12 protein-coding genes are annotated in these 14,170 nt (G+C 74.7%); 7 read left to right on the forward strand and 5 right to left on the reverse strand.

Features of this window, described 5'->3' with window-relative positions; genetic code table 11:
- The first annotated feature begins 98 nt into the window (after positions 1-98).
- The 3 genes from ACFRAV_RS00750 (at position 99) to ACFRAV_RS00760 (ending at position 3,670) form a co-directional block, all read left to right on the forward strand.
- A complete protein-coding gene (locus tag ACFRAV_RS00750) occupies positions 99-869 on the forward strand; it encodes a DUF4389 domain-containing protein (RefSeq protein WP_382550068.1) in 771 nt (256 codons plus the stop codon).
- A 260-nt stretch (positions 870-1,129) separates the two neighbouring features.
- A complete protein-coding gene (gene rsgA / locus ACFRAV_RS00755) occupies positions 1,130-2,236 on the forward strand; it encodes a ribosome small subunit-dependent GTPase A (protein ID WP_382550070.1) in 1,107 nt (368 codons plus the stop codon).
- A 216-nt stretch (positions 2,237-2,452) separates the two neighbouring features.
- The gene (locus ACFRAV_RS00760; RefSeq protein ID WP_382550072.1) at positions 2,453-3,670 is read left to right on the forward strand and encodes an SGNH/GDSL hydrolase family protein; all 1,218 of its coding nucleotides are present in this window, start codon (positions 2,453-2,455) and stop codon (positions 3,668-3,670) included.
- A 49-nt stretch (positions 3,671-3,719) separates the two neighbouring features.
- Here the strand turns inward: ACFRAV_RS00760 and ACFRAV_RS00765 are convergent, their stop codons facing one another.
- A complete protein-coding gene (locus ACFRAV_RS00765) occupies positions 3,720-4,214 on the reverse strand; it encodes a DUF456 domain-containing protein (RefSeq protein WP_382550074.1) in 495 nt (164 codons plus the stop codon).
- 1,682 nt (positions 4,215-5,896) lie between these two features.
- Between ACFRAV_RS00765 and ACFRAV_RS00770 the strand changes: the two genes are divergently transcribed.
- The 3 genes from ACFRAV_RS00770 (at position 5,897) to ACFRAV_RS00780 (ending at position 9,341) form a co-directional block, all read left to right on the forward strand.
- Positions 5,897-6,814 (forward strand): protein phosphatase 2C domain-containing protein, encoded by a 918-nt coding sequence (locus ACFRAV_RS00770; RefSeq protein WP_382550076.1) that lies wholly within the window; start codon positions 5,897-5,899, stop codon positions 6,812-6,814.
- Positions 6,815-6,906: 92 nt separating this feature from the next.
- Positions 6,907-8,649 carry a pyruvate dehydrogenase gene (locus tag ACFRAV_RS00775; RefSeq protein WP_382550078.1) on the forward strand — a complete coding sequence of 581 codons (1,743 nt, stop codon included), beginning with the start codon at positions 6,907-6,909 and terminating at the stop codon, positions 8,647-8,649.
- Positions 8,650-8,783: 134 nt separating this feature from the next.
- A complete protein-coding gene (locus ACFRAV_RS00780; protein WP_382550080.1) occupies positions 8,784-9,341 on the forward strand; it encodes an ATP-binding protein in 558 nt (185 codons plus the stop codon).
- A gap of 50 nt (positions 9,342-9,391) precedes the next feature.
- Here the strand turns inward: ACFRAV_RS00780 and ACFRAV_RS00785 are convergent, their stop codons facing one another.
- Positions 9,392-10,381, reverse strand: coding sequence for a DUF2637 domain-containing protein (locus ACFRAV_RS00785; RefSeq protein ID WP_382550082.1), 990 nt, complete (start codon positions 10,379-10,381; stop codon positions 9,392-9,394).
- A gap of 241 nt (positions 10,382-10,622) precedes the next feature.
- Positions 10,623-11,471, reverse strand: coding sequence for a (2Fe-2S)-binding protein (locus ACFRAV_RS00790; RefSeq protein WP_382550084.1), 849 nt, complete (start codon positions 11,469-11,471; stop codon positions 10,623-10,625).
- 144 nt (positions 11,472-11,615) lie between these two features.
- Here ACFRAV_RS00790 and ACFRAV_RS00795 point away from each other — a divergent pair, with 144 nt between their 5' ends.
- Positions 11,616-12,440: a GntR family transcriptional regulator gene (locus tag ACFRAV_RS00795; protein ID WP_382550086.1), complete on the forward strand. Its 825-nt coding sequence runs from the start codon at positions 11,616-11,618 to the stop codon at positions 12,438-12,440.
- 49 nt (positions 12,441-12,489) lie between these two features.
- On the opposite strand, the gene ACFRAV_RS00800 is transcribed toward ACFRAV_RS00795, so the two are convergent.
- Together ACFRAV_RS00800 and ACFRAV_RS00805 are read right to left on the reverse strand one after the other, a co-directional pair.
- Positions 12,490-13,167: a Type 1 glutamine amidotransferase-like domain-containing protein gene (locus ACFRAV_RS00800; RefSeq protein ID WP_382550089.1), complete on the reverse strand. Its 678-nt coding sequence runs from the start codon at positions 13,165-13,167 to the stop codon at positions 12,490-12,492.
- A gap of 96 nt (positions 13,168-13,263) precedes the next feature.
- Positions 13,264-14,067: a hypothetical protein gene (locus tag ACFRAV_RS00805; protein WP_382550271.1), complete on the reverse strand. Its 804-nt coding sequence runs from the start codon at positions 14,065-14,067 to the stop codon at positions 13,264-13,266.
- Between the last annotated feature and the right edge of the window lie 103 nt (positions 14,068-14,170).

Genomic DNA, 14,170 nt, shown 5'->3' on the forward strand with positions numbered 1-14,170 from the left:
GTCCCTCCACCACCCCTCGGGACGTCTCGACGGGCGACGGCGGGTGGCTGCCCGCATCCTGATGGCGTCAGGAGCCGAACCGGTGGGAGCTGATCCGCATGGACACTCGGACGACGACCGTGCCCGCCGGGCCGGTGCGGGTGGAGGCGGAGCTGGACGCCGGGCTGTCCCGCTGGCTGTGGCTGGTGAAATGGCTCCTGCTCGTACCGCACTACGTGGTGCTGGCATTCCTGTGGATCGCCTTCGTGGTGGTGAGCGTGGCCGCCTTCTTCGCGATCCTGTTCACCGCTCGCTACCCGGGGTCGCTGTTCGCCTTCAACGCCGGGGTCCTGCGGTGGAGTTGGCGGGTGCACTACTACTCGGCCGGCGCCTTCGGGACCGACCGCTATCCGCCCTTCAGCCTGGGCGAGGAACCCGACTACCCGGCGCGACTGCACATCGCCCGCCCCGGTCGCCTCTCGCGCGGGCTGGTGCTGGTCAAGTGGTGGCTCCTGGCGATCCCGCACTACGTCGTGGTGGGCTTCCTGTCCGGCGGCGGCTACGGGGGTGGTGGCGGCTACGGGGGTGGAGGCCACGGAGGGGGCGGTGACCACGGTGACGGGGGTGGGAGCGGGGGCGGTCCGTGGACGTGGTCGGTAGGGCTGATCATGGTCCTGGCGTTCTTCGGCATCATCGCCAAGGCCTTCACCGGCCGTTATCCGCGAGGCCTGTTCGACCTGGTCGTCGGATGCAACCGCTGGGTGCTGCGGGTGGCGGCCTACGTGGCGCTGATGACGGACGTCTATCCGCCGTTCCGGCTGGACCAGGGTGGCGCCGAACGAGACGCCGGGCGACAGGACGGGCCGCGGACGCCGGGAGGAGCCATTTAATTGATGGCGCACGGGCGTGATCGGCCCTAGGCTGTGGCCTGTTCGTGCGACGCCCGGTGGGCGCCGCGCACGCGAGCCGTTCGTTCGAGTCGGGATTCTCCAGGAGGTGTGACCGATGGCTGTCTCCGTGACGGGCCTTGCCCGCATCCAGCAGTTCGTTCCGTTCACCTCCGTGGCCTCCGGCTGACCTCACCTCTTTTCGCTTTTCTCGCGCGTCGAAGAACGCGCGGTGCCGGGGGCTGCCCTTCGAAGGGTTTCCCTTGAACCTCTCCTCTCCTTCCTCGATCTCGTCGCACCCGCTCACCCGCTTCGGCTGGGACGAGAGCTGGGAGTCCGAGTTCGCCTCGTTCGCCGCGCAGGGGCTGCTGCCCGGGCGCGTGATCCGGGTCGACCGCGGGCAGTGCGACCTGGTCACCTCCGAGGGCGTGATCCGCGCGGACACCGCGTTCGTCACCCCGCACGACCCGCTGAGGGTCATCTGCACCGGCGACTGGGCCGCGGTCGACCCGGTCGGCGGACAGCCGCGCTACGTGCGCGACTACCTGCCGCGGCGGACCGCGTTCGTCCGCTCGACGTCGTCGAAGCGGTCCGAGGGGCAGATCCTCGCCGCCAACGTGGACCACGTGGTCGTCGCCGTGTCGCTGGCCGTCGAGCTCGAGTACGCGCGTGTCGAACGGTTCCTGGCCCTGGCCTGGGAGTCCGGCGCGCAGCCCGTCGTGGTGCTGACCAAGGCGGACCTGGTCCCCGACCCCGTGACGCTCGGGTACCTGGTGCGCGACGTGCAGGGGACGGCGCCCGGGGTGCCGGTGCTGGCCGTCAGCGCCGAGACCGGCGAGGGCGTCGACGTGCTCGCCGCGACCGTCTCCGGCGGCACGACCGTGCTGCTGGGGCAGTCCGGCGCGGGCAAGTCCACCCTCGCCAACACGCTGCTCGGCGAGGACGCCATGGACGTGCAGGCGGCACGTGACGTGGACGGCAAGGGCCGGCACACCACGACCACCCGCAACCTGTTCGCGCTGCCCGGCGGCGGCGTGCTGATCGACACGCCGGGCCTGCGCGGCGTCGGCCTCTGGGACGCGGGGCGCGGGGTCGGGCAGGTGTTCGCCGAGATCGAGGAACTGGCCGCCGACTGCCGCTTCCACGACTGCGCGCACGTCGCCGAACCCGGCTGTGCGGTGCTGGCCGCGGTCGACTCCGGCGAGCTGCCCGAGCGGCGGCTCGAGAGCTACCGCAAGCTGCTCCGTGAGAACCAGTACATCGTGGCCAAGACCGACGCCCGGGCCCGCGCCGAGATGCGGCGCGAGTGGAAGCGCCGCGGCGCCGAGGGCAAGGCCGCGATGGAGGCCAAGCGGGGCCGGACGCGGTAACCCGGGACACCCGGGAGGGTGAGGTGGCGGCGGCCGAACGGACCAGCCGCCACCCCGCCCACCCCGCGCTAAACCTCCGTCACCACCCCTCGTCCGGGTGGATCTCCGCGACGCGACCGACACGCTCCGTGTCGGTCGCGTTACGTTGTGAAACGGTCGGCTTCGTCGAGGATCGGCTGACGCGCGGCCAACTGAACATCGCGGAGGACGGAACACATGCTCAAGGCGGTACGGGTCATCGTGGCGCTGCTCCTGGTACTGCTGGGCACGGCGCCCGTCCACGCGGTGACGCCCGACCGCCGGGCGGAGAAGGAGAAATGGACCGGGACCTGGGCGGCCGCCGCCTCCGGGACCGCCGTGCCGCTGCCCGGCGCGTCCATCCGCAACGTGGTGCACACCAGCGTCGGCGGCACGGCGACCCGGGTGCGCCTGTCCAACCGGCTCGGCATCCACCCGCTCCACCTGGGTTCGGTCACGGTCGCGCTGCAGGAGCAGGGCTACTTCCCCCGCCCGGACGCGGTGCCCGGCACCATGCGGCGGGTCCTCTTCGGCGGCAGACCCACGGCCGTGGTGCCGGCCGGGCGGGAGATCGTCAGCGACCCGGTGCGGCTCGACGTGCCCGGCGGCTCCGACCTGCTGGTCACGGTGTACACGCCGCTGGACGACGGCCCGGCGACCTACCACCGGATCGCCAAGCAGACCAACTTCCTCGCGCACGGCGCCGACCACGCCGCCGACGTGGGCGGCGCCGCCTACACCTCGACGGTCCGCTCCTGGTACTACGTCACCGGGGTGGACGTACGCACCGCCCGCGCGGCGGGCAGCCTCGTGACGCTCGGGGACAGCCTGACCGACGGGGTCGGCACCACCCCCGACAGCAACAGCCGCTGGCCCGACCGGCTCGCCGACCGGATCGCCGCACTGCCCCCGCGGCACCGGCTGGGAGTGCTCAACGCGGGGATCTCCGGCAACCGGATCCTCAACGACCGCTCCGGGCCCGGCGCGCTCAAGCGGTTCGACGCCGACGTCCTGCGGCGCAGCGGGGTGCGGACGGTGATCGTGCTGGAGGGCATCAACGACGTGATGACCGACGCGGCGGGCGAGGACGGGATCAAGGCGTTCAAGAAGGCCTACCGCTCCATGGCGAAGAAGGCGCACGCCAAGGGCATCCGGGTCGTCGGGGCCACCCTCACGCCGTACCGGGGGCATCTCGCCCACACCCCGCAGCGGGAGGCGCTGCGGCGGCAGATCAACCGCTTCATCCGCAAGGAGGCCCCGTTCGACGCGGTGGTCGACTTCGACGCGGCGGTGCGGGACCCGAAGCAGCCCGACCGGATCCGGTCCGCCTTCGACCCGGGTGACCACCTGCACTTCAACGACGCCGGGATGAAGGCGCTGGCCAGGGCGGTCGACCTCGATCAGCTCACCGGCTGACCGCCGCCCCGCCGCGTGCGGGGACGGAGCGGCGGCGGGCCCGGGGCGCTCAGCGCGCGAGGACGGTGACGAGCCAGGCGCCGAGGATCAGGAGTGTCGCGTAGAGCTCCACCAGCAGCGCGGATCCTCCGGACCGCATCATGCCGCGCACCGCCGCCCTCGCCTCGCGGGGGCGGCGGCCCTCGTGCAGGCGCTCGTGCGCGTAGAGGCCGGCCAGGAACCCCGGCACGGCGCCGACCACGGGCAGCAGGAAGAAGCCGAGGAACGCGCCGAGACCGGCGGAGCCGCGCGGCCCCGGGCGGCGGGCCAGATCGGTGGTGCGGGAGGCGTGCCGGGGGGTGAGCTGGGCGCGCAGCAGCCCGGCGAGCAGGAGCAGGAGGGTGGCGCCCACCAGGACCGCCCAGGCGGTCGGGCGCGGGTCGTTCAGCGCCCACCACAGGACGCCGGCCCACACGAGCCAGGACCCGGGCACCCCGGGCGTCAGTACTCCGCACATGCCGAGCAGGATGATCACTCCGGCCAGCAGGAGTTCCCACGCTCCCATTCCTCCAGGGTGCCCGAGGAGGAGAGCGGGCGCAGGGTTCGGCGCGGCCGGGTGTTTCGTGACGACTTCGGCTGGTTGTTCGGGTTGTCGTCCGAGAAATTGTTCTGGGGGCGGTGTCCCGCCCGATCGTCGCGATGCACGGTTTCAGACGCGTGGCGCGGTCGAAGATTAGGAGCATGAGCCAACAGGGGGAGACGCCCACCGGCCGCCGGGACGAGGACGAGCGCGACCACGAGGACGACTGGTGGGGCCAGTTGTACGACGGTGACGCCGGTGACACGGGTCCGACGGCGGCCCCCGATTCGCTGGACGACAGGTTCGCCTCCGTGGCCGGGACGGTGGGCGGGAGCGGTGCCCCCGCGGGCGTCCGCGACCCTGCGGGCGGCCGCGCCGTTCCCTCGCCCCGGCCTGAGTCCGGTGCGCCGGGCCCTTCCGCGCCGCCCGCCGGAACGGCGTGGGACACCCCCGACGGTGGCTTCCCCGCGGGTGCGGGGGGCGGGGCCGAGCCGACGATCGGCGACGGGTGGTTCGGCGCGGACGGGCGGGGCCCCGGTGCGGGGGGTCCGGGTCGGCCCCGGGGGACGAGCGCGGACGTGGGCGGGCCCTCGGCCCCGGGCTCCGGGCCGCCCCCGGCCACCGGTCAGCACGCGGACCCGCGCCCCGGTCCGGGCCCGGCCACCGGTCAGGACCCGGCTCCGGGCATCGGCCCGGACCTGGATCTGGACCCTGACCTCGACCTGGACCTTGACCTGGATCCCGACCTGTCGCGGCCGGCGGACCCGGCACGCGGACCCGGCGACCCCGGCCCCGCCGCCCGGCCGCCGCTGAACGGTCCGGCCGGTCCGGCCGGCGCGGGGACGATGCGGGACGGCAGGGAAGCGGGCGCGGGGGAGGGGTCGCCGCGCGGGGACCGGGGTGACCTGGGCCGGGCGTCCGGTGGGCCCGGGGCCGGCGCCGGCGCGGGTGGCGCGCGTCCTGCGGGTGACGCGGGGCGACGGCGGGCCCCTGCCGCGGCCGACTGGTTCGGCACCGGGGTGACGCCACCGGCCGGAACCGGCGCCGGGGCAGAGGCAGGGCCAGGCGGCCCCGACGCAACGCAGGCACCGGGTGCGGGCAGCGCCCCCGGTGACGACGGCGCCCTCGGCACCGGAAAGGTCGCCGGGAACGGCGCCCGGCCCGGCACCGGTGACCCTGCCGTGTCCGGCGGACCGGCGGCGGACGGCACCGGTCGCGGCGCGGGCGACGGCCCAGGGACCCGCCGCCCGGACGGTGCGGGTGAGGGGCCCGGGATCCGCCCCGCGGACGGCGCGGGCAACGGCCCAGGGGCCCGCCGCCCGGACGGCGCGGATGACGGGCCCGGGACACGGCCGGCGGGGAACGCGGGTGAGGGGCCGGGAGCGCGCCCCGGTGAGGGTACGGCCGGTCCGGCCGAGGCGGAGGGCCTGCGGAACGCCGCGGGGGCTCGCGGCACCGGCGTGCCCGCGCCGGGGGACACCGCGCCCCCCGGGCGTCGCACTCCCGCGCCGCCCGAAGGGCCCGGGGGGAACACCGCCGGCCCCGGGCGCGGGCCCGCCGCACGGCCGGAACCGCCCCGCGGCAGCGAGGGCGCCCCGTTACCGCCCGACCGGGAGACGCTGGACCTCGGAGGAGGCGGAGGAGGCGGCGGCGCGGCGGGCCGGGACGTGACCTACGTGGGGGACGCGCCGCCGAGCTACGACGCCGAGCCCACGTCGCTGCCGATGGCGGACCCCGCCGCCCTGGAGGACCTCGTCCCCGACACCGTGCTGGACGGCGCCCGGCACGGCGGCCTGACCCTGCGGGCCGCCTCGGTGCGCGGGGACTCGGCCCGCTACCGGGGCGAGGTGCGCCGCGACGCGCTGCTGACCGCCCGCTTCGGGGTGGGCGACCGCGCGCTGGTGCTGGTCGCCGTGGCCACCGGCGCCCGCGCCACCCCCGCCGGACAGCGGGCCGCCTCCGCGGCGTGCCGCTGGATCGCCCAGGCCGTCGGCCGCAGCGCCGCCCGCCTCGCCGAGGACATCCGCGAGGGCCGCCGCGCCGACCTGCGGGCCGGACTCCAGCGGCTCACCGACCGCAGCCTCGGCCGCCTGCGGGCCACCGCACGGGTCGAGGGGTGGAGCTCGGGCGGCGACGAGGCGACGCTGCGCTGCCTGCTGCTGCCCGCCGACCCCGACTGCCGCACCCGCGTGTTCTTCGGCGTCGGCGACGGCGGACTGTACCGGCTGCGGGACGGCGACTGGCAGGACCTCGAGCCCCGCCCGGCCGGCCCCTCCGCGCAACCCGGCGAGCTGACCCTGGACCTCGGCATCACGACGCCGCCGAGCCCCTACGAGCCCGCGCCCGAGCCGCCCCGCGAACCGTTCCGGTTCCGCACCTGTGTCGCCCGACCGGGGGACCGGCTGCTGATGTGCGCCGCCGGGCTGTCCGACCCGCTCGGCGGGGAACCCGCGCTCCTCGCCCACCTGGGCCGCAGGTGGGCCGCGCCGGAGCCGCCCGGGCTCGCCGGCTTCCTGGCGGACGTGCAGGTGCGGGTGAAGGGTTACGCCGACGACCGCACGGCGGCGGCCGTCTGGGAGGCGTGATCGGGTCCCGCGTGGATTGATGGTCCCGAGAACGGGGACACGAGCGGTCCGGACTCGGATCGTGAGCACGCAGCGAAGGGGCACGCGGACCCATGGCCAAGCAGAACGTCGCCGAGCAGTTCGTCGACATCCTCACCCGTGCGGGCGTACGGCGGATGTACGGGGTGGTCGGGGACAGCCTCAACCCCGTCGTCGACGCCGTACGCCGCCACAAGGGCATCGACTGGGTGCACGTCCGCCACGAGGAGGCCGCCGCCTTCGCGGCCGGGGCCGAGGCACAGGTCACCGGGCAGCTGACCGCCTGCGCCGGCTCCTGCGGCCCCGGCAACCTGCACCTGATCAACGGCCTGTACGACGCCCACCGCTCCATGGCCCCCGTGCTGGCGCTCGCCTCCCACATCCCCTCCTCGGAGATCGGGCTCGGCTTCTTCCAGGAGACCCACCCCGACCGGCTGTTCCGCGACTGCAGCCACTACAGCGAGATGATCTCCAGCCCTTCGCAGATGCCGCGGCTGCTCAACACCGCCGTCCAGCACGCGGTGGGCCGCTCCGGCGTCAGCGTCGTCACGCTGCCCGGCGACATCGCCGACGAGCCGGCCCCCGAGGGCGCCTACGACACCGCGCTGGTCACCAGCCGCCCCTCGGTCCGCCCCGGGGACGCCGAACTCGACGCGCTGGTCGAGATGATCGACAAGGCCGGCAAGGTCACCCTGTTCTGCGGCGCCGGCTGCAAGGACGCGCACGAGGAGGTGATGCGGCTCGCCGAGCTGATCAAGTCGCCGGTCGGCCACGCCCTGCGGGGCAAGGAGTGGATCCAGTACGACAACAACTACGACGTCGGCATGAGCGGCCTGCTCGGCTACGGCGCCGCCTACGAGGCCACCCACGAGTGCGACCTGCTGATCCTCCTCGGCACCGACTTCCCGTACAACGCCTTCCTCCCCGACGACGTGCAGATCGCCCAGGTCGACGTGCGCCCCGAGCACCTCGGACGGCGCTCCCGGCTCGACCTTGCGGTCTGGGGCGACGTCAAGGAGACGCTGAAGTGCCTGATCCCCCGGGTGAAGGAGAAGACCAGCCGCCGCTTCCTCGACAAGATGCTGAAGAAGCACGCCGACGCGCTGGAGGGCGTGGTCAAGGCCTACACCCGCAAGGTGGAGAAGCACGTCCCGATCCACCCCGAGTACGTGGCTTCGGTCCTGGACGAAATGGCCGACGACGATGCCGTGTTCACCGTCGACACCGGCATGTGCAACGTCTGGGCGGCGCGCTACATCACGCCCAACGGGCGCCGCCGGGTGATCGGTTCGTTCTCCCACGGCTCGATGGCCAACGCGCTGCCGATGGCGATCGGGGCCCAGTTCACCGACCGGCACCGGCAGGTCGTGTCGATGTCCGGCGACGGCGGATTCTCCATGCTGATGGGGGAGTTCCTCACCCTCGTCCAGTACGACCTGCCGGTGAAGGTGATCCTCTTCAACAACTCCTCGCTGGGCATGGTCGAGCTGGAGATGCTGGTGGCCGGGCTGCCCTCGTTCGGCACCGCCAACACCAACCCGGACTTCGCCGCCGTCGCGGAGGCCTGCGGAGCCTTCGGCGTGCGCGTGGAGAAGCCCAAGGACCTGCCGGGCGCGCTCAAGGCGGCGTTCCGGCACAAGGGCCCCGCCCTGGTCGACGTGGTGACCGACCCGAACGCGCTGTCCATCCCGCCGAAGATCAAGAAGGACATGGTGACCGGCTTCGCGCTCTCCGCGTCCAAGGTGGTGCTCGACGGAGGCGTGGGCCGGATGCTGCAGATGGCCCGCTCCAACCTGCGCAACGTGCCGCGTCCCTGAGCCGGTCCCGGCGATCGCCCCACCCTCGCCCGGCCGCCCACCGGAACGGGATGAGTGCCGCGTTCCGGACGCGGGCATGCATCTCGTGAGCGCGTTCGAGAAAGGGACGTGCGATTCGGCGTGAACGGGGGCTCATGAAGAGGCAGGCATCACAGGCGGGCGTCTCCGCCGTCGCCGACGCGGCGGAGCCGTCCACCGGACCAGGCGCGCCACCGGATCCGCAGGCGGCCGATCGGCAGGCGGTCGGCCGGCCACGCCTCCGCGTACGGCGGCCCCGGCTCAGGCAGCGCCTGCGCCGGGCGGACCTGGGCGCAGTGCCACGGGCGCGGCGTGCGTTACGGGAGCTGGTGCGGTGCGACGTGCCGGGCCGCCCGCTGGACGCGGAGCTGGTGGACACGGCGGAGCTGCTCACCACCGAACTGGTCACCAACGCGCTGGTGCACACGGGCCACGGCGCGGTGCTCAAGGTGACGGTCACCGGACGGCGGCTGAGGGTCGAGGTACGCGACTTCGTCCGCAGCCGGCCCCCGCGGCTCCCGGCGGGAGAGGAAGCCGACGACGAGGCCACCGGCGGCAGAGGCCTCCTGCTGGTGGCCACCCTGGCCGACGCCTGGGGGGTGCGCGGTCACGCCCTCGGCAAGTCCGTGTGGTTCGAGCTGGCGCGCACGGGAGCCGGACCGGTCCGGCTCTGACCGGGGCGGCCGGCGTCGTCGGCTGCCTGACGAAGGCGGCCGGCGTCGGGTCAGCCGAACTGCTGCTCCAGGTCCTTCAGCTTGCGCTCCAGGGTGTCGAGCTGGCGCAGGGCCATGGTGTCCTCCTCCGGAGCCGGCAGCGACGGGCGGCTGCGCAGGGGCAGTTGTTCGGGCTCCGAGGGGGCGGCGGCGCCGTCGGCGCGCTCGAGCTCGACCTGGGGCGCCGCCCGCTCGGTCAGCGCGGCCGGGGCGTGCCCGCGGCTCACCGCCTTGAGGTGCGCCCGCTCCACCCGCTTCTGCTCCCTGTCCCGCCGCCGCGACTGCTCCCGCATCCGCTTGTCCTCACGGACCTCCTCCACCGCCTCGTCCAGGCTGCGCACTCCCTCCAGCAGCATCAGCGACCAGGCGCGGTAGGTCTCGCGCGGGGCGCGCAGCCACCGCACCGCCCGGATCTGCGGCAACGGGCGCGGGATCAGGCCCTGTTCGCGCAGGGCGGCGCGGCGGGTCTGCTTCAGGGCGCGGTCGAAGAGGATCGCCGCCGACAGCGACATCCCGGAGAAGAACTGCGGCGCGCCCGCGTGGCCCAGGCCCCGCGGCGCGTGCACCCAGTTGAACCAGGCGGCCGCGCCCGCGAACAGCCACACCAGCATCCGGGAGCCCAGGGCCGCGTCGCCGTGGCTGGCCTCGCGCACCGCGAGGACCGAGCAGAACATCGCCGCCCCGTCGAGGCCGAACGGCACCAGGTACTCCCAGCCGCCGGACAGGCCGAGGTTCTGGCGGCCGAAGCCGACCAGGCCGTGGAAGGAGAGCGCGGCGGCCACCGCGGCGCAGCAGAACAGCAGGACGTAGGAGGCGGTGCCGTACACCGCCTCCTTGCGGCGGCGGCGCTCCTCGCTGCGCTCCCAGGAGTCGTCCGGGGAGGCCGGGCCCGCCGTCGACGCCTTCCGGCCGCGCGCGAGCACCGCCACTGCGGCCAGCACGCCGAGGAGCAGTACGGCGCCGGGAAGCAGCCAATTCAGCGAAACGTCGGTCAATCTCATCCGGTGTCCCTTTGCGTCGGGCTTGGGTGGCCTGGCTGGCGGCCATGTTGGCCCAACCGGAGACCGGCGTACCGGGTTTCGGAGCAAGAGGAACCGAGGGGGTGGCGATCGGCCCCGGGTTGGCGGCCTCGGGGTCGAACTGCCTTACGGAAAAGCTGAGTTACGTTCGAAAGGCAATCCCGCGCGCGGGTGGTGCGCGAGGCGGCCGTCTGACGGCGACGGACGCAAATCCGACCAGATGTCAGGCCGCTGGAACCGCCGTCAGCTTGGCCACGCGCTCGGTGTCGCAGGTGCGCGGGCAGGTGACGCAGGTGCTGTCGTCGGCGAGCGTGTAGGCCAGGCAGCAGGTCACGCGGTCGCGGGTGGTGAGCGGGTCGCCGCCCGGCCCGGGCAGCTCACGGAAACCGGCCGCGCCGGGCAGCGGCAGGGTGGCGCCGGGCAGCATCCGGCCCAGCTCCTCCACGGCCCGCCGCTCCTCGCCCAGCAGGTTGCCGACGTACCACAGGCCCTCGACCATCTCGTCGGTCACCATGCCCCACAGCGACCGGCCGCGCCGCCGCATCCGCGGGCCGAAGACGGCCAGGACCGGACTCAGGTGCTCGGCCGCGGCGGCCCGCACCTCGGCGCGCAGGGCGTCCTCGTCGGGCACCACCCGGGCGCCGGGCAGGGCGGCCGCCGGGTCGTCCGGCAGGCAGGCGAAGGTCCGGGGCCGCACGACGATCCGCCCCGTCTCCAGGTGCACGGCCACGTCGTCCACCGTGAGCCGCGGCACCCGGCGGGAGAGGAAGGCGGGGACCGTGAAGAGGAGGCAGACCGGCCAGGCGTACCGGTGCAGGGCCAGGGAGGCGCCGACGTCGGGCCGCGGGGGCCTGCCGTAGTACTGCTCGACCATCGCCCCGTCCCGCGCGATCAGCCCCGCGATCTCGGGGCCGTCCTCGGTGAAGCCGGCCGAGGCCGCCCACCCGGGCTCGGCGTCGGCGCGCTCGGTGGGCAGCGCCTCGCCAGGAGCGACTTCCGTCACGGTCAGGTGCGGAAAGGCGGCCGTGAGCCGGTCGTACGCGTCCTGAAAGGCCGAGGTGGCAAGGGGCACGACGGACTCCCGTTCCCGTGAGCATGATCAGGCATTAACAGGTAAGCCTTACCTTACTCATACGGGCCGGGGGTGGGAACACCGGCGTCCGCCCCCTATCGTGCTGGGAGCCCGGATCCGGAACCTGAACCGGAATCCGCAGTCATGGCGCAGGAGGTCCCCGTGGAGCAGGCACGCCCGCGAGAGAGAGCGGGCGAAGCGGCGTGGCCGCGGCCCGACGCCACGGGCGGGACCCCCGAGGGCGGGACGGGGGCCGGAGCCCGCGGCGAGCACCCGCAGGAGGGCCCGGCGACCGCCGCGGGACCGCTGCCCGGGCCCAGGGAGCCGTACGCGCCGCGCGTGGTGCGGCGCGCCTCGGTGCGCGAGCAGGTGCTGCAGGCCCTGCGGGCCGCCCTGGTCTCCGGGGAGCTCGCGCCCGGCGAGGTCCACTCCGCCCCCGCCCTCGGGCAGCGGCTCGGCGTGTCGGCGACGCCCGTGCGCGAGGCGATGCAGCAGTTGGCCCTCGAGGGGGCCGTCGAGGTGGTTCCCAACCGCGGCTTCCGGGTCGCCGAGCGCGGTGCCCGCGAACTGGCCGAGCTGGCGGAGGTGCGGGCCCTCATCGAGGTGCCGGTGGTGCTGCGCCTGGCCTGCACCGTGCCGGCCGGGCGCTGGGCCGAACTGCGCCCGCTGGCCGAGCGGACCGTGCTGGCCGCGTCGTCCGGTTGCGCGGCCGCCTACGCGGAGGCCGACCGGGCCTTCCACCGGGCGCTGCTCTCCCTGGCGGGCAACGCCGAGCTGGTGCGCATCACCGAGGACCTGCACCGCCGCTCGCAGTGGCCGCGGACCGGCGGCGCGGCCGGGGCGCGCGGACACGCCGGACTGCTCGCCGACGCGGCGGAGCACGGCGCGCTGCTGGACGCCCTGGTGGCGCAGGACCTCGACGTGGTCCGCCGGCTGGTGGGGGAGCACTTCGCCGGCGCGGAGGCGTAGTTCCGAGGGGCGGTTCGCCGGCCGTCCCGCCGCTGCCGCCCCGCGGGCGTCACGCCCCGGGCGTCAGCAGCTCCCAGCGGCCCTCCGAGACGATCTCGACCGTGCCGTCCTCGTCCACCGCGAAGGCCGTGTCGTCGTCGACCGCGTACGCCGGGCCGCCGATCCTGGCCGCCCAGCGCCGGGCGTTGGCCATGGTGTTCCACGGCAGCGACGGGTGCTCCAGGTGGGGGAAGATCGAGAAGTCGACGACCCCCAGGGTGGTGTCGTCGCCGGTGGGCGGCTCCCACTCGACGAACTCCTCGCCGATGCGGGGGGTCATCACCATGCTCCCGGCGCTCAGCCCCACCCAGACGGTGTCGCGCAGGGACGGCAGGAGGTCCGCCAGTCCGGACCGCCGCATCCAGTGGCACAGGTAGAGCGCGTCGCCGCCGTTCACCAGGAGCGCGTCCGCCTCCCGGACCCAGGAGACCCAGCGCTCCCGGTCCATGCTCGGCAGCGCGGTCAGCTCGAGGATCCCCAGCGACTTCCAGCCGAGGTCGCACATCGGCGTGGACGACCGGCCGGCGATGAAGTCCCAGGCCCCCGACGGCGTGACCTGGGGGTGCCCGTAGGAGGCGGTGGGGACGCAGAGGGCGGTGGACTCGGCGACCGGCTTGCCGAGGAGGGCGACCAGCGCGTCGTGGATGCTCCGGTTGCTGACGCCGCCGGAGGTGAGGAGATGGCGCATGACGTCCTTCGGACGGGGGCCGGACGGCCTGCGGGGGGCTTCGTACGGCCTTCGGATGGGGTCGGACGGCCTTCGGGTGGGGTCGGACGGCGCGTGTCAGGCGGCGCCGTCCGTGGCGACCGGCTCGTCGGGCGCCTCGCTGTCGTCCGGTTCCACCTGCGAAGCCAGCCAGGTCGGCACGCCGCCCAGCAGGCGGTGCAGGCGGCGCGCCTCGGCGCGCAGGCGGCGGGCCCGGTTCTCCGGCTCCGTCGCGGCGAGGGAGACCAGCGCCGGGGCGGTGCCGACCAGGTAGCCGATCTCCTCCCGCAGCCGCAGCGACTCGGCGAAACCGTGCCGGGCCTCCGCGACGTCGCCGTCCCGCAGCGCCAGCGTGGCCAGGTGCCGCCAGGTGAAGGAGAGCAGCAGCGGGTCGGGGTGCGCGGTGGCCCCGGCGTGCGCCCTGCGGTAGGCGGCTCGGGCCGCCTGCGGGGCCTGGGCGAGGTTCTGGGCGACCAGACCGCGCCGGAAGTCCAGCAGCGCCCGCCGGGGCGTCGCGGGAGGGATCAGCGCGGCGGCACGACCGAGCGCGGCGCGGGCCTCGTCCGCCCGGTCGCGCACGCCGTGCAGGGTGGCCGCGTAGGCCAGGAAGCCCCTCTCGCAGGCCGCCGCTCCGCGTTCCTCCGGGGTGCGGGCCGCCGCCTCCGCCGTGCGCAGCGCGTCCTCGGCGTCCTCCCAGCCCTGTTCGGTGTACAGACAGCGCTCCACCAGGAGCGCGGCCCGCTGCAGCGTGTCCTCGGGGCCGTCGCCCGGGAGCAGGGCCGCCGCGTCCGCCCAGCACGCCCTCGAACGCAGCCGCCATACGGCTTCCTGCGGTGTCTCGCCTTCTGCGGGTGTTGCGGTGTTCGTCGCGGTACCGGACATGGCGGTGTACGCCACGTTGCCCTCCCCGAGCACGCCGTCATCGAGCCGGATGTGGTGGTGGCGGAATCTCAGCACGATTCAGATGTTCCGGCCAAGAGGTCGG

Origin of the sequence: Streptomyces sp. NPDC056600, from assembly GCF_042792855.1 — a bacterium.
Taxonomy (GTDB): Bacteria; Actinomycetota; Actinomycetes; order Streptomycetales; family Streptomycetaceae; genus Streptomyces.

Bases quoted from the DNA above. Each gene is read 5' to 3' on its own strand.
- ACFRAV_RS00785 (WP_382550082.1), bottom strand. From the start codon at position 10,381: ATGAGATTGACCGACGTTTCGCTGAATTGGCTGCTTCCCGGCGCCGTA.
- ACFRAV_RS00805 (WP_382550271.1), bottom strand. From the start codon at position 14,067: ATGTCCGGTACCGCGACGAACACCGCAACACCCGCAGAAGGCGAGACA.
- ACFRAV_RS00775 (WP_382550078.1), top strand. From the start codon at position 6,907: ATGGCCAAGCAGAACGTCGCCGAGCAGTTCGTCGACATCCTCACCCGT.
- ACFRAV_RS00765 (WP_382550074.1), bottom strand. From the start codon at position 4,214: ATGGGAGCGTGGGAACTCCTGCTGGCCGGAGTGATCATCCTGCTCGGC.
- ACFRAV_RS00780 (WP_382550080.1), top strand. From the start codon at position 8,784: ATGAAGAGGCAGGCATCACAGGCGGGCGTCTCCGCCGTCGCCGACGCG.
- ACFRAV_RS00800 (WP_382550089.1), bottom strand. From the start codon at position 13,167: ATGCGCCATCTCCTCACCTCCGGCGGCGTCAGCAACCGGAGCATCCAC.
- ACFRAV_RS00795 (WP_382550086.1), top strand. From the start codon at position 11,616: ATGGCGCAGGAGGTCCCCGTGGAGCAGGCACGCCCGCGAGAGAGAGCG.
- ACFRAV_RS00760 (WP_382550072.1), top strand. From the start codon at position 2,453: ATGCTCAAGGCGGTACGGGTCATCGTGGCGCTGCTCCTGGTACTGCTG.
- ACFRAV_RS00750 (WP_382550068.1), top strand. From the start codon at position 99: ATGGACACTCGGACGACGACCGTGCCCGCCGGGCCGGTGCGGGTGGAG.